We start from the raw sequence: 19,716 nt of genomic DNA on the forward strand, positions 1-19,716 counted from the left end.
TGAACGGCCGGTTGAGCGCTTCATCCAGCGCAAACTCGGCCACCACAAAGGTGCTCTCGGGCAGAGCCCCTACCTTGACGGTGAATTGTAATCCTGTGCTGTCTGCCATGAGGGCTCCTTAACCTGCCAGTTCGCAGCCCCGGGAGCTGCACGGATGACGTCTGAGATCAGGCGCGTCGCAAGATGGGTCACCATCGCCATCAGCATCGCGAGGGAAGGCACGGTGCAAACTGAGAAGCGCCGCTTTCATCTGACAAGGCAATCGTGGGAGATGGCGCGACCGGCCTTCGTTGTGCTTTGCCATCCAGCCGCCATGCAGCCGGATGGCAAAACACAAAAGCTCCGACCACATCCGGTTGAATGGGTCGGAGAAAGCTTGCACGGGTCTGATGACAGCTGACACGGCAGTCATCAGGCCCTGGGGTGCACTACAAGGAACAACGGCAATCAATAAATCGGTGATCAGGCCTCGATCGGCGCGCGCCAGTCATCAGCACCAGAGGTGCCGGCAACGGTGTGCTCCCAGTCGATCTTGCGGTAGGCCATGGAGACCTGGATCAGCTGGGTGAAGTCGGACTTCGCCGGATCCTGGCAGTGGGGCATCTGGCAGTCGATGTCAACGATGGTGGCATCGGTCAGCACAGTGCTGAAGAAGTGCTCCTGCTTGCCCTCGACGGAGGTGCGGTACCACTTCAGGGTCACTTTCGGCAGCATCTCGCCGGAGGCCAGGGAGTTGTACATCAGCGGCACGGCCTTGTTCAGGGCAACGGTGAACTTGAACGGCTTGTGGACACGCTGACCCGCCGGCTGACCGGATTGCGGATCGGTCGGCACGGTGACGACGTGCTGGAACTCTTGTACCAGCATCTCGTCTTCGTGGCCCTGCACGAAGATGTTGCCGACGGAATCGGAGGTGAAGGCACCGGCGGTGATGTTGCCCTGGGTTTTACCTTCGATGCTGATATAACATGGGGTTGGCATGGAATTGCTCCTGATGGTTGAACGGTTATGACACTCGCCCGAATCCGTTAGCAGCGTCCATGCCACTCTTTTTACCCATTACATTTCAATCAGTTATAAAAAAATCTCCCCACACAGCAGTACGCTCGGCGCAATAAGTTGTACTTTTCAACACGTTTGACCATCAGTCATTGCACTGGCAGTTCAATCTTCTGGTATGTGCGCAATTTTTTGCGCCAATCCGACGGGAACACTACTGCTCATCCACATTGGCGACGGCGGCCAGCTCTACGTTCAACCTCACCACCCCCTGTTTCAACGCCCAGGAGATCGCCTGGCACTTGCTGCTGGCCCCCAGCTTGGTGACCACATTGTTCAGATGAAAGGTCACCGTGCGCGGGGTGATCCCCAGGATCTGCGCAATATCGCTCGTCTGCTTCCCTTCCGCCGCCCAGCGGCATACCTCCAGCTCGCGCAGGCTCAGGGCATCATGAGAGGACTCCCCTACCAAACAGACCCTCACCACCGCCTCGAAGATATGCATGGATAGCCAGCTGAGAAAAGGCACCGCAGAGAGCCACTGCGCTCTGGTGCGAGGTGTGCTGGTGATCAGGGAGAGCAGGCCCACATGACCGTTGGCCCCGTGCCAGGGAAACGTAATACCGTCGCGCAATCCCGCCTGCTGCGCGAGCATCATCACGGCAAGGCGCTCATCGTCACAGACCCCCTGCACCATGAGATCCGCCCACAGGATGGGGGTGCTCTGCTCCATGCCGCGCTGGACGACGGGATCGATGGCAAAGAAGTTGGCCTGGGTATAGGCGTCAACCCACTCCTGAGGACAACCATTGAAGATGGTGACATCCGGTCGCTGTATGGTGCTGGGAGACATCAGGGCCAATCTGAAGTAGTCAAATCCCGCCTGTGTCGTCAACTGGCGCAGCAACGCCACTATGGTGTGCTCATCGTCGGCCTGTTCGAACCGGGAGATGAGATCTAACGCGTAGCTTGTATCCATGTTGTCGAATTGTTTTCAAATGGTGTCAGCATTGTTTTTCATGAAACCCAATGGGAGCTGAATCACGTACCAACAAATAGAAACGGAACCCGTGAAACCCTGATCTCAGGGCCCGCCATGAGCCTCAAGGGGCTTGCTCTCGGCGGGATGAAGGGTATGACTTAGAGAGAAATACCAATAACCAGAACTTAACTGCATTAAAATCACGAGTTTTGGCAAAAAACATCGCAATCATATAACAGCACTCGGCGGGGAAGGGATAATAAACCTTCCAGATGAGACCTTGGTCACTGACAGGCCGATCATTTTGTGTCCCGTCCCCCGTTTCTGGCCCTTTACGGGCTTCCCCGGCCTGGCACCGGCTGTTAACATGCGCCCCTTATGCCTGTTATGTGCTCTGGGGTGGCCGTCACGCCGCCCTGACCCTGCCCTGTGCGGCCTCTGCCGCCTGACTCCGGTTATGCCGACCGGCCGGTTTACCCGACCATCAACAGCCAATCCAACCCTGTGATCCCCGCCATTCCCCCTGATTTGCGGGCCTGTGGCCATGGATCCTCAACGAGCGAGAAAATCCCCATGCTGGAACGTGCAAGACAAGAGTGGTTCTCCAACATACGGGGCGATCTGCTGTCGGGCATCGTCGTCGCCCTGGCGCTGATCCCGGAGGCCATCGCCTTCTCCATCATTGCGGGCGTCGACCCCAAGGTCGGCCTCTATGCCTCCTTCTCCATCGCCGTGGTCATCGCCTTCGTTGGCGGTCGTCCCGGCATGATTTCCGCCGCCACCGGCGCGATGGCGCTCCTGATGGTGACCCTGGTCAAGGAACATGGCCTGCAGTATCTGCTGGCGGCCACCCTGCTCACCGGCCTCTTCCAGATAGCGGCGGGCTACCTCAGGCTCGGCAGCCTGATGCGGTTCGTCTCCCGCTCCGTGGTGACCGGCTTCGTCAACGCCCTGGCCATCCTTATCTTCATGGCCCAGCTGCCCGAGCTCACCAACGTCACCTGGCAGGTCTACGCCATGACCGCGGCCGGGCTTGGCATCATCTATCTGTTCCCGCTCGTTCCCGTGGTGGGCAAACTGCTCCCCTCTCCCCTGCTGTGCATCGTCATCCTGACGGCGGTGGCCATCGCCCTGGGCATCGACATTCGTACCGTGGGCGACATGGGCGAGCTGCCCGATACCCTGCCGGTCTTCCTCTGGCCCGACGTGCCCCTCAATCTGGAGACCCTGGCCACCATCTTCCCCTATTCAGCGGGGCTGGCGGTGGTGGGACTGCTCGAGTCCATGATGACGGCAGCCATCGTCGACGAGATGACCGACACCCCAAGCGATCGCAACCGCGAGTGCAAGGGTCAGGGGATCGCCAACATCGGCGCCGGTCTGCTGGGAGGCATGGCGGGGTGCGCCATGATTGGCCAGTCCGTCATCAACATCAAATCCGGTGGCCGCGGCCGCCTCTCCACCTTCGTGGCGGGGACCCTGCTCATCCTGATGGTGGTCTTCATGGATGAGTGGATCCGTCAGATCCCCATGGCAGCCCTGGTGGCCGTGATGATCATGGTCTCCATCGGCACGTTTTCCTGGGAGTCGGTACGCAACCTGAAGAGCCACCCCCTCTCCACCAACCTGGTGATGGTAACCACCGTCGCCGTGGTGGTCGCGACCCACAACCTGGCACTCGGGGTCTTCGTGGGGGTGCTGCTCGCCTCCCTCTTCTTCGCCCACAAGGTTGCCCGCGTCATGGTGGTCAAGAGCGACAGCGAGCGCAGCGGCGCCGTGCGTACCTATCTGGTGCGGGGCCAGGTCTTCTTTGCCAGCGCCGAGCAGTTCCTGGCCGGTTTCGATTTCAGGGAGGAAGTGGAGAAGGTGGTCATCGACCTGACGCACGCCCACTTCTGGGACATCACCGCCATCACGGCCCTCGACAAGGTGGTCATCAAGTTCCGCCGTGAGGGGAAAGAGGTGGCGGTCATCGGCCTGAACGACGCCAGTGCCACCCTGGTCGATCGCTTTGCCATCCACGACAAACACCAGGAGGGAGAGCCCCTGCTGGCCGAGCATTGATCCCGGCGCGCCCCAAGAGGGCGCTGCCTGCAAGCCATAAAAAAGCCCGTCTCTCCCCATGAGATGGGCTTTTTTTGGGCTGTTGGATCACAGTCAACACACGCGCCTCGGCTCGCCCATCCCGAGCCGATGCGGCAATGCGGGGTCATGACCTGCCGTCAGGGTGCAAGAGGGGCCAGGAAAGCAGGAACAGGGTGCCGCCCCGCCCGCCGGATTGGCAGACCGCACTGCCGCCGTGGGCCTCGGCAATCGCCTTGACCACGGCCAGCCCGAGCCCGCTGCCGCCACTCTTGCGCGAGCGTGACGGATCCCCCCGGCGAAACGCCTCGAAGATATGGGCGGCGACCTCCTCGCTGATGCCGGGCCCTTCGTCTTCCACGCTCAGGATGCACTGGGCGCCAGAACGATGCAGGCGCACGGTCAGCATGCCCGGCACCGCGTGCTTCTGGGCATTTTCCAGCAGCGCCATCAGGGCCTGACGGATGCGAAGTGCATCGCAACAGACCCAGAGCTCGGCATCGAGCTCCCGTTTGAGGGTGAAACCGCTCGCGGCCAGAGGGGTGGCAAACGCCTCAAGCACCACGGCAAGCTCGTCGGACAGCCTGATCGCCTCTCGTTGCAACTCCAGGTGGCCGCTGTCGTTGAGACTGAGCACCCGCAAGTCTTCGATCAGGTGGGTCAATCCCTCCACCTGACGCAGCAAGCCTTCAAAGAGCGCACGCTCTGGCGGAAATACCCCTTCGGCCAGCCCCTGCAAGCGGCCACGCAAGATGGTCACCGGGGTGCGCAATTCGTGGGCGATGGCGGCATTCCAGAACTCCCGCTCGCGGGTCATGCTCTGCAGCCGTTCGGCCATGGTGTTGAAGTCCCGCACCAGTTGCGCCGTCTCCCCGATCGCCTGTTCATCCAGCGGCACACGGGCGTCGAGCCTACCCTCTGCCACCTCTCGCAGGCTGTTCGCCACCGAATTGAGCGGGGTCAGGATGCGCCGAGAGAGGCGCACCGCCACGTACAGCGCCATCCCCAATGCAATGAGAATGGTCGAGCCGATCCAGATCATCTCGACCCTGGAGGGCATCCAGCTCTCGGAGATGCTGCCAGGCACATAGGTCACGGCAATGGCGTAGAACACATAGGTGCCGATCACCGCGAGGCAGATGATGCCGAGCGCCATCAGCCCCAGGGAGCGGATGATTTGCCTGCGCAGGCCGGGTGCCGATGTCACGCATCGCCCCCGAAGCGATAGCCGACGCCCCAGACACTGGCGGGCACCCCCTGGATGCCCTGTGCCTCCAGCTTCTTGCGCAGCTTGCTGATGTGGCTGTCCACCGTGCGCTCCTGGGTATCCCCCTCCGGCAGGCAGTGGGTCAGCAGTTCGGCGCGGCTGAACACCCGCTTGGGAGCCCGCATCAGGGAGGCGAGCAACTTGAATTCGGTCAGGGTCAGATCCAGCACCTGCTGCCCCTCATCGCGGCAAATGCTGGCCTCGTGGCTCTCCAGATCGATCTGGAAGGGGCCGACCCGCAGTACCCGGGCCGTGGTCTGTTTCGCAGCCTGGCTGCGTCTGAGCACCGCCTGTACCCGGGCCACCACTTCGGCCGGGTTGAAGGGTTTGACCACATAGTCATCCGCCCCCATGCGAAGCCCCATCAGCTTGTCGAGGTCCTGATCCAGGGCGGTCAGCATGATCACCGGCGTGTCGCCACGGGCCCGGATCTCGCTGAGCACCTGCCAGCCATCGAGCTGCGGCATCTGCACATCCAGCAACAGGAGATCGGGTTTGCATGTCTGGTGCATGGCCAGGGCTTCGCGGCCATCGGCGGCATGCAGGGTGCGCAATCCGTGGCGTTGCAGGTAAGCGGCGAGGATGTCGGCTATCTCGGCTTCATCCTCTGCAATCAGTACCAGTGACTGGGCCGCCGGGTTGGCGGAAGCAGGAAGATACGACATGGTCGGACTCGAAAATGGGGGGCTTGAACTTTATCACCGCCTCCATGGATTCTCCACAAAGCCTCGAATCATTCGCAATAGCCCCTCTCCATAATGCCCGTTCGATGTGCTCTCGCGGCAGCACCATGCCCGGGAGGCGGTTTAACGAGGTGAATATGATGTTTGTCAAACAGCGGTATGCGGGCGCCCTGCTCGCCGTCATTGCCGTATTCGGGTTGGCAGGTTGCGATGGGACGACGCAAGCGCAAGATGCGCCGACCCGTCCTCAGGTGTCGGTGATGACGCTGGCAGGTCAGGACCTGGTCATCAGCGAGGATCTGCCCGCCCGGGTGGCCGCGGTGCGAAGCGCCGAAATTCGGGCCCAGATCAGCGGCATCGTGCAGCGCCGCCTGTTCGAGCAGGGCGCCGAAATCGGCGCAGGCACAGTGCTGTTCCAGATAAATCCAGCCCCCTTCAAGGCGGATGTCGACAGCGCCGCCGCAGCATTGCAGCGGGCCCAGGCCGTGCTGGCTCGCGCCCGTATCCAGATTGACCGCCTGCAGCCGCTGCTGCGCACCGAGGCCATCAGCCGCCAGACCTATGACGATGCGGTCTCCCAGCGTGATCAGGCGGCCGCCGACGTGGCTCAGGCCAGGGCGACCCTGGCCCGGCACCAGCTGAACCTGCAATTTGCCAGCGTGGAAGCCCCCATCGCCGGGCGCATCGATCAGGCGCTGGTGAGTGAAGGGGCTCTGGTGTCCCCCACCGACGCCACCCCCATGGCCAGGATCCAGCAGATCGATCAGGTCTACGTCGATGTGCGTCAACCGGCCTCTGTGCTGGACACCCTGCGCCAGCAGGCTGGCTCGACGGCACCGGAACTGGCGGTGGACATCCTCGGCAGCGACGGCAAGCCGCTCGGCATGCAGGGGCACATCCTCTTCTCCGGCATCGAGGTGGATGCCGGTACCGGTGACGTACTGCTGCGGGTACTGGTGGACAACCCGGAGCGGCGGCTCTTGCCCGGCCTCTACGTACAGGCGCGCATTCCCCGTGCCCGCTATGCCAACGCCCTGAGCGTGCCTCAGCAGGCGGTGGTGCGCACATCGGGCCAGACCAGCGTGTGGGTGGTGGATGGCCAGGGGCAGGCACAACTGGTTCCGGTCAACACCGCTGAACTGGTGAATAGCCAGTACCGCATCACGTCCGGGCTCAACGCCGGACAGCGGGTGGTGATCGAGGGGATCGACCGCCTGACCCCGGGGGCACAAGTCATTGCCCATCCCTGGCAATCCCCCGCAGTCAGCCAGCAGGCTGACGCCGGTAACCGTTGAATCGGAGACATTTTCATGCCGCAGTTTTTCATTCATCGCCCGGTGTTTGCCTGGGTGATCGCCCTCTTCATCGTGCTGGCGGGGGTCATCGCCATCCCCAAGCTGCCCATCTCCCGCTATCCCTCGGTGGCGCCGGTGTCGGTGACCCTCTATGCCACCTATCCGGGCGCCACGCCGCAGACCCTGAACGATGCGGTGGTGAGCCTGATCGAGCGCGAGCTGTCGGGGGTCAAGAACCTGCTCTACTTCGAGTCATCGGTAGACGCCTCCGGCAGCGCGCAGATCACCGCCACCTTCAAGCCGGGCACCGATCCGGAGCTGGCCCAGATGGACGTGCAAAACCGCATCAAGGCGGTCGAGCCTCGCTTGCCACAGGCGGTGCGGCAAACCGGCCTGCAGGTGGAGTCCGCCTCGTCCGGCTTTCTGATGATGGTCGGCATGACTTCACCGGATGGCCGCTTCGATGAGGTCGCGCTGAACGACTACATGGCGCGCAATATCGTGCAGGAGCTGCGCCGCATCGACGGGGTGGGGCGAGTGCAGCTGTTCGGCGCCGAGCAGGCCATGCGCATCTGGGTAGATCCGGGCAAGCTCGCCGCCTACGGGTTGACCATCAGCGAGGTGGCGCAGGCCATCGAGCAGCAGAACGTGCAGATTGCACCGGGGCGCCTCGGCGACGAACCCGCCCTGCCTGGCCAGCGACTGACGGTTCCCCTCACGGTACAGGGGCAGCTGACCACTCCCGAGGCGTTCGCCGCCATCGTGCTGCGGGCCGGTAGTGATGGCGCCAAGCTGGTGCTGGGTGACGTGGCCCGGGTCGAGCTGGGGGCGCAATCCTACGCCTTTTCCAACCGGGAGAACGGCGTGGCCGCCACCAGCGCTGCCATTCAGCTCTCCCCCGGCGCCAACGCCGTGCGCACCGCCGATGCGGTACGCACCCGTCTCGCTCAGCTCGCCCCCACCCTGCCGGCGGGCATGGCCTATTCGATCCCGTTCGACTCAGCCCCCTTCGTCAAGGTCTCCATCGACAAGGTGATCCACACCCTGCTGGAAGCCATGGTGCTGGTGTTCCTGGTGATGTTCCTCTTCCTGCAGAACCTGCGCTACACCCTGATCCCGGCCATCGTCGCCCCCATCGCCCTGCTTGGCACCTTCGCGGTGATGCTGCTGGCCGGCTTTTCCATCAACTCCCTGACCATGTTCGGCATGGTGCTGGCCATCGGCATCATCGTCGACGACGCCATCGTGGTGGTGGAGAACGTCGAGCGCCTGATGGCCACCCAGGGGCTATCGCCCAGGGAGGCGACATCGCGGGCCATGAAGGAGATCACCGGGGCGGTGATCGGCATCACCCTGGTGCTCACGGCGGTGTTCATCCCCATGGCGTTCGGCAGCGGCTCGGTGGGGGTCATCTACCAGCAGTTCACCCTGTCGATGGCGGTGTCGATCCTGATTTCCGCCTTCCTCGCCCTGACCCTGACGCCGGCGCTCTGCGCCACCTTGCTGCGTCCGGTCAGCCCGAGTCACCATGAGAAGCGCGGTTTCTTCGGCGCCTTCAACCGGGGCGTCGAGCGGATCACCGCAGGCTACGGCGTTCGGGTCACCCGGCTGGTCGGACGCAGCGGACGCGTGATGGCTACCTTCGCCGCCCTCTGCGCCGTGCTGGCCATTGCGGCCACCCAGCTGCCCTCCTCTTTCCTGCCGGACGAGGATCAGGGCTACTTCATGACCTCCATCCAGTTGCCGACCGGCGCCACCAGCGAGCGCACCCTGGCCGTCATCAAGGAGTTCGAGGCCCATGTGGCCTCTCGCGAGGCGCTCGACACCAACCTGGTGGTACAGGGCTTCAGCTTCTCCGGCGCCGGCCCCAATGCGGCCATGGCCTTCACCATGCTCAAAGACTGGGACCAGCGTCATGGTGCCACGGCCGCCGAAGAGGCAGAGCTGGCACAGGCCGCCATGGCCAACAGCAAGGAAGGTACTGTGATGAGCCTGCTGCCGCCCGCCATCGACGAACTGGGCACCTCTTCGGGTTTCACGCTCTTCCTGCAAGACAGGGCCAACCAGGGGGAGGCCGCGCTGCTGGCCGCCCAGGCGCAACTGCTGGCACTGGCGGCCCAAAGCGAGGTGGTGAGCGATGTCTATCCCGACAGCCTGCCCCCCGGCGAGAGCATTCACCTCGAGATCAACCGGCAGAAGGCCGAGGCCATGGGACTCTCGTTCACCAGCGTGAGCGGCACCCTGTCGGCGGCGATGGGGTCGCTCTACATCAACGATTTCCCCAACGGCGGGCACATGCAGCAGGTCATCCTGCAGGCCGACGCCAAGGCGCGCATGCAGCTCGATGACGTACTCGGCCTGCGGGTGCGCAATGCCAGCGGCGGCATGGTGCCCCTGCGGGAGGTGGTGAAGCCGACCTGGCGCCAGTCGCCGCAACAGATGATGCGTTTTGATGGTTTCCCCGCCGTGCGTCTTTCCGGGAGTGCCGCCACCGGGGTTTCCAGTGGCGCCGCGATGGCGGAAATGGATCGCCTGGTGGCGCAACTGCCGCCAGGCTTCGCCCTGGCCTGGACGGGGCAGTCATTGCAGGAGCGCCAGTCGGCGGCACAAGCCCCCCTGCTGATGCTGCTGTCGGCGCTGGTGGTCTTCCTGGTGCTGGCCGCGCTCTACGAGAGCTGGTCCATCCCGCTCTCGGTGATGCTGGTAGTCCCCCTGGGCCTGCTCGGCGCCGTGGCGGCGGTGATGCTTCGGGGCATGCCCAACGACGTCTTCTTCAAGGTGGGCATGATCACCATCATCGGTCTGTCGGCCAAGAACGCCATCCTCATCGTGGAGTTTGCCCGCCAGTTGCACGGCGAAGGGCGCTCGCTGCTTGACGCTGCGGTGACCGCCGCACGCCTGCGTCTGCGTCCCATCCTGATGACGTCGCTCGCCTTCACCCTTGGCGTGGTGCCGCTGATGCTTGCCAGTGGTGCCAGCGCGGAGACCCAGCATGCCATCGGCACCGGCGTGTTCGGCGGCATGATCAGCGGCACCCTGCTGGCCATCTTCTTCGTGCCGGTCTTTTTTGTCTTCGTCATCGGCACCCAGGCGCACATTCAGGCCTGGCGGACACAGCGAGCACAGCACCGATCATACTGACCACTGCGCGGGTTTGCTGGCCCTGGGGAGGTGATTAGCATGCAATGCATGCCTGGCACCATTTTGCGTTCCTTCGAAGAGGATGAGCGCGCCATGGTGCCGGGCCTGTGGTTCATGGCCGATGCTGCGGGGCGACCCTATCGCGGGTTGCCTCTCCAGGATTTGTGACCAGCCCTCCGTCGCCGGTGCATCCTTGGTCTTCTCCAAGATGGCGATCTGCTATCTGGCACAGGGGGCTTGCACCATCCCGGGTCGGTGCCGACCCAGCAGGAACCCGGCCTCAGCATCGCTCTGACGACCGACTCTCTTGGCCTCATCGACTGCATGCTGTCTGCCATCACCAGTCAAGGCTGGACACTCCTGGTGCCTGAACCGCTGAAGAGGCCCCCGCAAGGTTGATGACAGCCTAAGTCTCATTCAATACACCATGAAATCGAAGTCAATTTAAGTGTTGCTCAGAAATCGACACATCGCAATCACCTCAGATACATTGCAGATCTACTCCGATACTTTCCTTCTGATCGTCAGTCTCAAGAGAAAAATGAAATAAACCATTAAAAACAACATCATGAACTCTTTTTATTTAAAGATAACTCTTTCTTGCACATCCCATCAGCTGGTCATCAGGACACGTTTTCTGTGATTTGAAACACAAACTTTGATCATCACAGGGGATAAGCATTGCATTGGAAATCGATTTCAAGAAAATGAAGCCAGCATGATTTGTCTTGGCATCGATTGCATAGCGTCTGTTTGAGTCTTGACGGTTCATCGCGGTGGATATTTTTCCCATTGATTGGAGTGGTCAGTATGAATGCATCAAAAAAAGGACTTTTGGCGTCGTTGATCGCCGCTGCCCTGCTTGGCGGGTGTGGTGGGGCCGATAATATCGACTCGAATAGTGGCAACACCGGTGGTAATAACGGTGGCGACAACGGTGGCACCACGCCCCCTGGCGACAGCACCCTGATCCTGTTCGGGGTCGGTGCCAATGGGGGTACAACCCCCAGCATCCAGTCAGAGAAGGACAACTGGAGCTTGCAACCGGTCACCGCTTCTCCCGTCGCCATGACCAGCATCAGCGCCGTGCTCATCAACAATGCCGGTACCGATGACACCGCCGATGTGCAGGTAGCCGGTGACGGAGATGGCACCTTCATGCTCAAATCCGCCACCCCTCTGAACCTGAGCAAATACGCCTCCGGTTTCATCGAGTTCCAGTTGCGGACCAAGAGCAAGGTGCCGGAAGTGCTCAATGCCTCCATCGACAACGAATATCCCAACCGCAGCAGCCTGCCCATTGCCAGCGCCCTGACCGGTTCCGGCGACTGGGAAACGCTCACGCTGCCCATCAACTGCATGAAGCCCTTCCCCGGTGCCACGGCCATCAACCTCGCCACTGTGGGCACACCGTTCCACCTGGCCACCAAAGAAGCCTTCAACTACGAAATCACCAACATCAAGTACCTGCTCACCACCTCGGCCAAGCCCGTTGTCGACCCGGTCACCTGTGAAGCGCCTGGCGGCGCTACCGACCCGGGCACAGACCCAGGCACCGACCCGGGAACCGATCCCGGTACCGATCCTGGTACCAATCCGGACACAGGCTCCGGCGTCAACAATGCCCCCGCGCTGGTGGCCACCGATGCCGCACTCTACTACTCCGGTGACAAGAGCCAGGCCTTGGACCGCAGCGCCGATTACCCGGCAGCCAGCTTCGGCGGCACCCTGACCGATGAAAACCAGGTCATCACCATGGACCTGCCAGGCAATGGCGCCGCCTTCCTCGGGACCGACAGCGCCAATGGGGATCTCTCCGCCTATCAGGACGGCGCCATGCTGCTCGACTTGAAAGTCTCCAGCTACGGTGACTCCCCCAACATCCAGATCCGCATGGACGGTACCGCAGGCCCGGACTTTGGCACCTTCTTCACCATGGACAGCAACATCGTGCCCGATGACGACACCTGGTACCGCTGCATCCTGCCGGTCGCCTCTCTCATTCCGGCGGCCAACACAGGCTCGGTGCAAAAGGCGCTTTACCTGAGCGGGGCCTGGGACTCCATGGCCGGTCTGCGCTTCGCCTTCACCAACGTGGCCCTGAAAACAGCCATCCCGGCAGACTTTGACAGCAATCAGCCCTGCCAGCAGATCAAGTGACAAGGCATTGAATCTTCGAGAAATCGATTGAAAATAATTTTCTACGGATTGGAGCAATAAGATGAAATTGAAGTCACTCGCCTTGTTTGTCGGGGCATGTTGCGGGCTGGCAATGCCCGCAGTATCGAATGCCGCCGAGAGTTTTGGCTTCCACGGTTATATTCGTGCCGGCTCGATGTTTGACGCCAAGGACAACTTCGCCAAGGCGGGGTACGAATATGAGATGGACAAGACCATGGGGCGCCTGGGCTCCGAGCTGGACAACAGCTGGGAAGCGGGCCTGAACAAGTTGTGGGATCTGGGCAGCAACAAGTCGGTCAACATCCACTTCAAGGTGGAGTCCGATGCCGATGGCCTGCAAACCCGTGCCGCGCCTCGCGAAAGCGGTGTGTCAGAAACCTATGTGGAGCTGGGTGGCATCACCCCGACCGGGACCATGTGGGGTGGCCTGCGCTATTACGACCGCGAGAACTACATCTGGACCACCGACTATTTCTACACGGACTACTCGGGAACCGGCGTCGGCATCAAAGCCATGGAGATGGCGGGTGGCAAGTGGGACTTTGCCTATATCAACAGCAACGACACCAGCCACTCCGACCGCGCCAATGGCACTGAAGCCACCATGCACACCCTCCACACCAGCGCCCTCTATGGTGCCTGGGACATGGAGATCGCACTCAAGCAGATGCCCAGCAACGAGTTCACCGGCGATAACAAGCAATATGCGACCAAGGGGGCAGAAGGAACCGTCATCTATTCCCGCGACGACTTCTTCTTCATGCCGGGGGGCTTCTCCAAGTTCATCGCCCAGGCAGGACGTGGGCTGGGTTCAGGGGACTTGCTGGGTGCCAACCTGACCAATACCGCCATGTATCGCAAGGGCTCCCTGTATCAGAAGACACTGCAGGACAAGGCGGATGGCTATAAACCCTACCAGTCCAAGGTGATGGAAGGCGATCAATCCTACCGCCTCTTCCTCTGGGGTGGCTGGTATGGCGCCAATATTCATCTGCTGCCGACCCTCTCCTACCAGTACAACGACTACGAGCTGGGTGGCCATGATTCCTGGTATGCCGCATCTCTGCGCCCGGTATTCCCGATCAATGAGTTCTTCTCCATCCAGACAGAGGTCGGATATGTGAAAAACAACCTGATCATCGACAACGTCGAACGGGGTGGCACCTCTCACAAGGTCAGCATAGTGCCGACCTTCACCGTCAATACCGGCATGGGGCCCTCACCGGAGATCCGCATTCTGACGACCTATGTCGATCACAACAACGAGACCCCCTGGCAGGAAGACCGGGAAGATTTCCTGGTCGGTGTACAGGCGGACATGTGGTGGTAGGTTAGGTCGCGATACTTATCTGCACTATAATCTCGGGTCCCTTGGGGGACCCGCATTGCATACGAGGAAACACGATGAAGGGAACGAAGCAGTGTCTGCCTTTCCTGGTCAGTCTGCTGATGGCCGGATGCGCCGGCATGGGCCCGGAGCATTCGCCAGGATCGGCAGTCTCCGCCCTGCAGCAACAGGTTGAACAAGGTCGGGAACAATTGTCGAACAAGGTGGCGGTCGAGTCATTCAAGGAACTTCGCTTCCAGTCCCTCGGGCAGGAGAGCCGCTGGGTCGATGTGAGCACCGACAGCCAGGTCTATGCATTTGATTCAGGCAAAAGCTATGTAATGGCCTTCTCGCTGCCCGAAGTCAGCCAGGCAACTCGCGTCAAAATAACCATTCCGGTCGACTATACCGTCTTCCTGCCCAGCATCCTGTTGCTTGACGAGCAATACAACGCCGTTCAAACCATTCCCGGTTCCACATTCAGTTATGACGGTCGTTCGTTAATTTCAGGGCAGAACATTCAGGGGGAATTCACCATTCCGGCCCCCATCGGCAGCGCTCGGGCCGCCTATATGGTGATCTATTCCACGGCGAAGGACATGCAGGGCAGTACCCGGCTCAACCCGGACGATCTCCAGCGCGCCATGCAATATGATCGCACCACGGATGTCGCCCGCCTCATCAATGTGGAAGTGCCTCACTCTGCTACCGGACGCCTATATTTGACGCTGGACGCAGAGCCTGCTGCGAATGCGACACAGATCGCAAAAACCATATCGCCCGTGATGGTCTCACCAGATAAATCGTTGGGTGAACTGGATTATTATCAGCATATTCGCACTGCCGTTCAGAGCAAAAACTATGAGCAGGCGCTCGCCTGGGTCAAAGCCGCCGAGCAAGCCGGTTTTACCAAGGCAAAAGAGGTCTTTTTTGCCGCCCAGCAGTAGCATTCCCTCCCCTGGCAAGGCGCATCATCGCTTGTCACCACCAGGGGAAACGGGTATCCTAACTTGCTGATTTATTAAGAAGATATTCATATAACACTGGCCATGACCAGGGGTTTTCACAGTCGAGTACGGAGGGGGGATGTCGAAGTCAGCTCAGGAGAAAAAAGCCACTGTCTATGATATCGCCCGCCGAGCCGGTGTCTCGGCAAGCACTGTATCCCGGATATTGAACGGCTCGGCCAAAGTGGCCGCAGATAAACGTCAGGCGGTGGAAGATGCCATTCAGGAATTGAATTTTCGTCCCAACCTGATGGCGCAATATTTGAAAACGGGTCAGTCCATGACCCTGGGTGTTTTGACCCAACATGTGGAGAGTCCATTTTCCAACGAAATGTTGCGGGGTGTTGAACACACTCTTCAGGGCATGGAGTATGTGCCGCTGATTGTCAGTGGTCACTGGAATGCGGAAGAAGAAGTTGAGCGGTTGCGCCTGCTGGTGGCCCGGCGGGTTGATGGCCTTATTATTTTGACCGGCCACGTCAATCAGCAAACACTGCTCGAGTTTTCCCAGCAAATACCGATTGTGGCCACAGGTCACAATATCATGACCGAGCGGGTACACTCCTTCAGCATCAATAACCGGCTGGGTGGCTACATGGCGACTCGCTATTTATTGGATCTGGGTCATCGTGACATCGCCCATATCGTCGGTTTACCGGATCATAACGATGCCATCGAGCGTCATCATGGCTATCGCCAGGCCCTGGTGAGCGCAGGTATCGAATATGACCCCTCCCTGGTCATCCAGGGGGATTTCGCCGAAGTCGGCGGGCTCAATGCCGTCAAGAAGCTGGTGGAGAGCGGCCGGAAATTCTCCGCCATCTTCTGCGCCAACGATCAGACCTGTTACGGTGCCATTCTGGGGCTCAAGCAGTGCGGCTTGCGGGTGCCTGAGGATGTCTCGCTCATCGGTTTTGACGACCTGCCCTTCTCTACTTATTCCAACCCGCCCTTGACCACGGTACGCCAGCCCATCTACGAGATGGGTGTCAAGATGGTCAAGACTCTGTTGGGTTTGATCGAGAACACGGAGCTGAACTCGGACGAACTGCCCGAATTGAGCATTGTGGTGCGTGATACCACACTGCCCTACAAGGGGTGAACACAGACCGGGGCGGTTCCCTGGGCAGCATCAGATCCCTGCACAGCATCAGCGCAAAGCGGCCTTCGGGCCGTTTTTCTTTTGTCAGCCGCCTGCCCAGCGAATGACTTGCCCCTGCAGTGTCCTCTACCTTGACTCTCTGACATAGCACAGAGACCACACACAAGCAGGCGTCCCTCTTCTGCCGGCCCTCAATTCGGCCTGGCCCGATGACACCAGCCAAAGCCTGGCAATCACAACCCGATGACCCCGGTCGACCTGAATGAAACAAGGCGCCTGAAGGCGCCTTGGGGTGTGTGCAGATCCCTGCGGGAGCGTGGCCACCGTCAAGGCGCTGCGAAGGGGGATTCCGTCCCGGTGGCCGCGCTGGTTGCCAGCGTGGGGAGAGGCTCGTCCGCTTCACACAGACTGGCTCTTCTCGTGGCTGCCTTCTGGGGGGGATACCAGCTTGCCAACCCCTGCTGGATGCGCGCGGCGGCCGCTTCCGGCGTCATGGTGCCGAGCACCACGGATTGCGACACCTCCGCAAGCTCTGTGGTAAGCGATGGCTCACCCCGGGTGAGGAACTGCGCCCCCAGACGCAAGGTGGAATCGCAGGTATCCCGCCAGCCCATCATGGTGCTCGCCACCGGATCCTTGAGCTCGAAGAAGTGATTGGAGAGGGAGAAAAAGCCGGGCACCGAATTGGAGAAACGCTCGGCAAAGTCGGCGCTTGCCATCCACTCCACCAGCTTCAGGGCGGCCTCCTTGTTCGGGCTGGCGGCATTGATGCCGATCCCCATGTCGGTGTGATCGGTGAAATAGCAGGTGTCCCCCTCCCGCGCGACGGGGGGCGGGAAGGCACCAAAATTGACCTTGCCGGTGAACTGGGCCAGCGACCAGGAGCCCGCCACTATCATGGCGGCCTTGCCCGCGGCAAAGGCATCCACCGCCTGTGCTTCGGTGGCATCGGCCGGATGGGCCCCTATGTAGGGCCGCCAGCTTGCCAGCTCACGAAACGCCGCCACATAAGGGGCATCGGTCACTCGCGCCTGACCGTTGATCAGCGCCAGGCGGCCATCTTCCCCATGCCAGTAATTGGGACCGATATTCTGATAACCAAGCTCGGAGACCACCCAGCTGTCGTGAGCCGCCAGCGCCAGCGGCAGATAGCGGCCATCCTGCTTCACCTTCTCCAGCACGGCGAAGAAGTCGGCACGGGTTCGCGGCGGTGTCAGCCCAAGGGCGTTGAAGATATCGACATTGAAGTAGAAACCCTGGATCACGGAGGCAATGGGCAGGCAGAAGGTCTGGGCCCCGGAGTCGGTCTGCCAGGCGGCCTTGGCAAAGCTCGGGAAGTTCTCCATCCCGGGCAGGTCCGTCAGATCCAGCAGATGCCCCTGCTGGAACAGCCGCAGGGACTGATCATAAGGACGGCAAGTGATGAGATCCCCCGCCTTCCCCGCCGCCAGCCGCTCGGCAAGCTCCCGATCGTAATCCGCCGAGCGCTGCGAATGCAGCTTAAGGGTGATCTCGGGATGGATCGCCTGAAAACGGGGCAGAAACTGCTCCTTCCAGAGCGCCTCGTCATCCACGCGCCAGGTTTCCAGCACCAGCTCCTGGGATACCGCCGCCGTACTCAGCCCCCAGACCAGCAGGGCACTCACAGATTTCCACATCGCCTCTCTCCTACACCTTGAAACGGGCCACCAGACTCTGCTGCTGGCTGGCCAGCCCCGACAACACCTCACCACTGCTCGCCGATACCCGGGACGCCTGCTCGGTCTCGTGAGCCACGTCTGCGATGGCCGCCACGTGCTGGGCCACTCCCTGACTCACCGAAATCTGCTCCGCTGCGGCATAAGCCATGTGATCCGCAATCTCCTTGATGGCCTCCATGCGCGAGGCGATCCCCGCCAGGGCACTCTCGACATCCCGGGTCTGCTGCACGCTCTGCTGGGTCTGCTCATGGCTCTGGGCCATCACGCTCGCCACATCGCGGGCGCATCCCTGCAGGTTGTCGATCATCACCTGGATCTCCTGGGTCGCCCCTTGTGAACGGGTAGCCAGCGCCCGCACCTCCTCGGCCACCACCGCAAAGCCCCGCCCGGCCTCCCCGGCTCGGGCCGCTTCGATGGCCGCATTGAGGGCCAGCAGGTTGGTCTGTTCAGCCATGCCACGGATCACCTCGAGAATGTTGCCAATGTTGCTGCTGTAGCCTTCGAGCTTGCGGGTGATCGCCATGGCCCCGGCGATGTCGGTCGCCAGTTGCTCGATGCCATCCCGATTGGCCTGCATCAGATGACGTCCGCGCCGGCTCTCGTCATTGGCCTCCCCCACCTCCCGACGAACATGATCGCTCGAGCGCGCCACTTCGGTCGCACTGGTCTCCAGCTCGAAGATGGCGGCCGCTACCTGATCGGTCTGGGCCTTCTGCGCCTGCACCTGCGACATCACCTGCTCGCCGATCTCTGCGGTCTTGCGCGTCTCGCTCACCAGGTACTCAGAGCCGGTCTGGACCTCCATCAGAAGCGTCTTGGTGTGGTGGGCCAGCTGGTCGATGGAGTTCGCAACCTCACCAAGCTCGTTCCTGGCGGGGTAGCGAACCCGCAGCGTCATGTCACCTTGTGCCATCAGACCGAGAACCCGATTGATCCGCACCAGCGGCACCTGGATGCTGCGGGCCGTACTCCAGGCAACAATGAGGGCGATGAGCACGGAACACAGGGCCACCATCACGATCCAGGTGCGGGCGCTGTCAACCGCGACGTCGGCACTCAGCCTGTCCTCCTGCATGCTCTGGTTGCTGATGGCGATAAGTCTGTCCAGGACCTCCCCCAGTTGCTGGCTCTGCACCTCCTGCTGTACACGCAAGCCATGGAGTTGCTGGCTGATTTGCTGACGGCGCACCAGGGTGGCAATCAGCCCCTTGTCGCCAAATACCAGCTGGGGAATGCGCGCCACATGGCGGGTGAATCTGGCCTTGACGTCATCGGGGACAACAATCCGCTCCAGACGCTGGTTCGCAATGTCGATGTCTTTGGCCAGCACCCCCTGTAGCGCCACCAGATCCGTGTTGCCGTCGGCACGCAGGATCAGCTTGAGATCCCGTGCAATACCGCTGGTGATGAGCTCCGCCTTGTTCTGCAAAGAGCGACGCCCCGCCGTGTAACGCACCAGCAGGTCAGCCGCCGAACGGTAGTTGTCGTCCAGGTGCAGCAGCTCGCTCCGCATCCGTGCGAGCACCCGCTCCAGCTCGACCGACTCTTCGTGCAGGCTCATCAACTGCTCAGAGATGGTAAACAGCCGGGGGGCCTGGTCGGTGACCCGGGCGAGTTGCCGCTCACTCTCGGTATCGAGTGTCAGGGCCGCGAATGCCTTGATGTGCTGCTCATAGCGGACCTTGTCATGGGCAACACGCTGACGGGACTCGGGGAACGCCGACGTCTCCCGGATGGCGAGATGCGCCAGGCTGTCCCTGTCGGCCATCAGCAACGCAGCGCGCAGCCGGCTGGCGGTCAGGGCTTGAGGCGTCGCCTCCTCGGTCACCTGCTGGAAACGACCGTGAATGGAGGTCGTCTTCAGGTAACTGATGGCCCCGAGCAATAGCAACAGGACCAGCAGCAGCGTAAAGCCCAATCTGATCCGCTGTACGATCGACATCCTTCTCT

The 19,716-nt window shown here is 61.3% G+C and carries 15 protein-coding genes; 9 read left to right on the forward strand and 6 right to left on the reverse strand.

The genetic code is table 11. The features are described 5' to 3' along the window. Nucleotides 1-154 precede the first annotated feature (154 nt). The gene (locus ACB037_RS18695; RefSeq protein ID WP_239053975.1) at nucleotides 155-400 is read left to right on the forward strand and encodes a hypothetical protein; all 246 of its coding nucleotides are present in this window, start codon (nucleotides 155-157) and stop codon (nucleotides 398-400) included. Between the two features lie 62 nt (nucleotides 401-462). Here ACB037_RS18695 and hcp1 read toward each other — a convergent pair whose 3' ends face one another. Together hcp1 and ACB037_RS18705 are read right to left on the reverse strand one after the other, a co-directional pair. After that, nucleotides 463-981 carry a type VI secretion system effector Hcp1 gene (hcp1, locus tag ACB037_RS18700; protein ID WP_005332563.1) on the reverse strand — a complete coding sequence of 173 codons (519 nt, stop codon included), beginning with the start codon at nucleotides 979-981 and terminating at the stop codon, nucleotides 463-465. Between the two features lie 232 nt (nucleotides 982-1,213). Continuing rightward, nucleotides 1,214-1,978: a LuxR family transcriptional regulator gene (locus tag ACB037_RS18705; protein ID WP_151028140.1), complete on the reverse strand. Its 765-nt coding sequence runs from the start codon at nucleotides 1,976-1,978 to the stop codon at nucleotides 1,214-1,216. A 576-nt stretch (nucleotides 1,979-2,554) separates the two neighbouring features. Here ACB037_RS18705 and ACB037_RS18710 point away from each other — a divergent pair. Further along, nucleotides 2,555-4,045 (forward strand): SulP family inorganic anion transporter, encoded by a 1,491-nt coding sequence (locus tag ACB037_RS18710; protein ID WP_371175718.1) that lies wholly within the window; start codon nucleotides 2,555-2,557, stop codon nucleotides 4,043-4,045. A 145-nt stretch (nucleotides 4,046-4,190) separates the two neighbouring features. Here ACB037_RS18710 and ACB037_RS18715 read toward each other — a convergent pair whose 3' ends face one another. Further along, nucleotides 4,191-5,270, reverse strand: a complete 1,080-nt coding sequence (locus tag ACB037_RS18715; RefSeq protein ID WP_371175719.1) for an ATP-binding protein — start codon at nucleotides 5,268-5,270, stop codon at nucleotides 4,191-4,193. Then, nucleotides 5,267-5,995 carry a response regulator gene (locus ACB037_RS18720; RefSeq protein WP_042864283.1) on the reverse strand — a complete coding sequence of 243 codons (729 nt, stop codon included), beginning with the start codon at nucleotides 5,993-5,995 and terminating at the stop codon, nucleotides 5,267-5,269. The genes ACB037_RS18715 and ACB037_RS18720 overlap by 4 nt, the downstream gene beginning before the upstream one ends. A 155-nt stretch (nucleotides 5,996-6,150) precedes the next feature. Here ACB037_RS18720 and ACB037_RS18725 point away from each other — a divergent pair, with 155 nt between their 5' ends. The 7 genes from ACB037_RS18725 to ACB037_RS18755 all read left to right on the forward strand — a co-directional run bounded on the left by ACB037_RS18725 (nucleotide 6,151) and on the right by ACB037_RS18755 (nucleotide 16,066). Further along, nucleotides 6,151-7,308, forward strand: a complete 1,158-nt coding sequence (locus ACB037_RS18725) for an efflux RND transporter periplasmic adaptor subunit (RefSeq protein ID WP_371175720.1) — start codon at nucleotides 6,151-6,153, stop codon at nucleotides 7,306-7,308. Between the two features lie 15 nt (nucleotides 7,309-7,323). Continuing rightward, the gene (locus ACB037_RS18730) at nucleotides 7,324-10,449 is read left to right on the forward strand and encodes a multidrug efflux RND transporter permease subunit (protein WP_371175721.1); all 3,126 of its coding nucleotides are present in this window, start codon (nucleotides 7,324-7,326) and stop codon (nucleotides 10,447-10,449) included. A gap of 39 nt (nucleotides 10,450-10,488) precedes the next feature. After that, on the forward strand, nucleotides 10,489-10,617 hold the full coding sequence (locus ACB037_RS18735) for a hypothetical protein (RefSeq protein WP_270829918.1): 129 nt from the start codon (nucleotides 10,489-10,491) through the stop codon (nucleotides 10,615-10,617). A 642-nt stretch (nucleotides 10,618-11,259) separates the two neighbouring features. Next, nucleotides 11,260-12,609, forward strand: coding sequence for a putative glycoside hydrolase (locus ACB037_RS18740; RefSeq protein ID WP_139739425.1), 1,350 nt, complete (start codon nucleotides 11,260-11,262; stop codon nucleotides 12,607-12,609). Nucleotides 12,610-12,670: 61 nt separating this feature from the next. Next, entirely contained in the window at nucleotides 12,671-13,960 is a 1,290-nt protein-coding gene (locus ACB037_RS18745; RefSeq protein ID WP_041214661.1) for a carbohydrate porin, read from the forward strand. Between the two features lie 74 nt (nucleotides 13,961-14,034). Beyond that, a complete protein-coding gene (locus tag ACB037_RS18750; RefSeq protein WP_039041337.1) occupies nucleotides 14,035-14,904 on the forward strand; it encodes a MalM family protein in 870 nt (289 codons plus the stop codon). 139 nt (nucleotides 14,905-15,043) lie between these two features. After that, entirely contained in the window at nucleotides 15,044-16,066 is a 1,023-nt protein-coding gene (locus ACB037_RS18755; protein WP_041201452.1) for a LacI family DNA-binding transcriptional regulator, read from the forward strand. 326 nt (nucleotides 16,067-16,392) lie between these two features. Here the strand turns inward: ACB037_RS18755 and ACB037_RS18760 are convergent, their stop codons facing one another. Next, complete coding sequence (locus ACB037_RS18760; protein ID WP_323918011.1) at nucleotides 16,393-17,724, reverse strand: extracellular solute-binding protein; 1,332 nt, start codon at nucleotides 17,722-17,724, stop codon at nucleotides 16,393-16,395. 10 nt (nucleotides 17,725-17,734) lie between these two features. Next, nucleotides 17,735-19,708 carry a methyl-accepting chemotaxis protein gene (locus tag ACB037_RS18765; protein WP_371175722.1) on the reverse strand — a complete coding sequence of 658 codons (1,974 nt, stop codon included), beginning with the start codon at nucleotides 19,706-19,708 and terminating at the stop codon, nucleotides 17,735-17,737. Nucleotides 19,709-19,716 lie beyond the last annotated feature (8 nt).

The sequence above is a fragment of the Aeromonas sp. S19(2024) genome (assembly GCF_041402625.1).
In the GTDB taxonomy this organism is placed as follows: Bacteria; Pseudomonadota; Gammaproteobacteria; order Enterobacterales; family Aeromonadaceae; genus Aeromonas; species Aeromonas caviae.

Excerpts from the sequence above, each read along its gene's own strand:
- ACB037_RS18695 (WP_239053975.1), top strand. The coding sequence starts at position 155 with ATGACGTCTGAGATCAGGCGCGTCGCAAGATGGGTCACCATCGCCATC.
- hcp1 (WP_005332563.1), bottom strand. The coding sequence starts at position 981 with ATGCCAACCCCATGTTATATCAGCATCGAAGGTAAAACCCAGGGCAAC.
- ACB037_RS18705 (WP_151028140.1), bottom strand. The coding sequence starts at position 1,978 with ATGGATACAAGCTACGCGTTAGATCTCATCTCCCGGTTCGAACAGGCC.
- ACB037_RS18710 (WP_371175718.1), top strand. The coding sequence starts at position 2,555 with ATGCTGGAACGTGCAAGACAAGAGTGGTTCTCCAACATACGGGGCGAT.
- ACB037_RS18720 (WP_042864283.1), bottom strand. The coding sequence starts at position 5,995 with ATGTCGTATCTTCCTGCTTCCGCCAACCCGGCGGCCCAGTCACTGGTA.
- ACB037_RS18725 (WP_371175720.1), top strand. The coding sequence starts at position 6,151 with ATGATGTTTGTCAAACAGCGGTATGCGGGCGCCCTGCTCGCCGTCATT.
- ACB037_RS18730 (WP_371175721.1), top strand. The coding sequence starts at position 7,324 with ATGCCGCAGTTTTTCATTCATCGCCCGGTGTTTGCCTGGGTGATCGCC.
- ACB037_RS18735 (WP_270829918.1), top strand. The coding sequence starts at position 10,489 with ATGCAATGCATGCCTGGCACCATTTTGCGTTCCTTCGAAGAGGATGAG.
- ACB037_RS18740 (WP_139739425.1), top strand. The coding sequence starts at position 11,260 with ATGAATGCATCAAAAAAAGGACTTTTGGCGTCGTTGATCGCCGCTGCC.
- ACB037_RS18745 (WP_041214661.1), top strand. The coding sequence starts at position 12,671 with ATGAAATTGAAGTCACTCGCCTTGTTTGTCGGGGCATGTTGCGGGCTG.
- ACB037_RS18750 (WP_039041337.1), top strand. The coding sequence starts at position 14,035 with ATGAAGGGAACGAAGCAGTGTCTGCCTTTCCTGGTCAGTCTGCTGATG.
- ACB037_RS18755 (WP_041201452.1), top strand. The coding sequence starts at position 15,044 with ATGTCGAAGTCAGCTCAGGAGAAAAAAGCCACTGTCTATGATATCGCC.
- ACB037_RS18760 (WP_323918011.1), bottom strand. The coding sequence starts at position 17,724 with ATGTGGAAATCTGTGAGTGCCCTGCTGGTCTGGGGGCTGAGTACGGCG.
- ACB037_RS18765 (WP_371175722.1), bottom strand. The coding sequence starts at position 19,708 with ATGTCGATCGTACAGCGGATCAGATTGGGCTTTACGCTGCTGCTGGTC.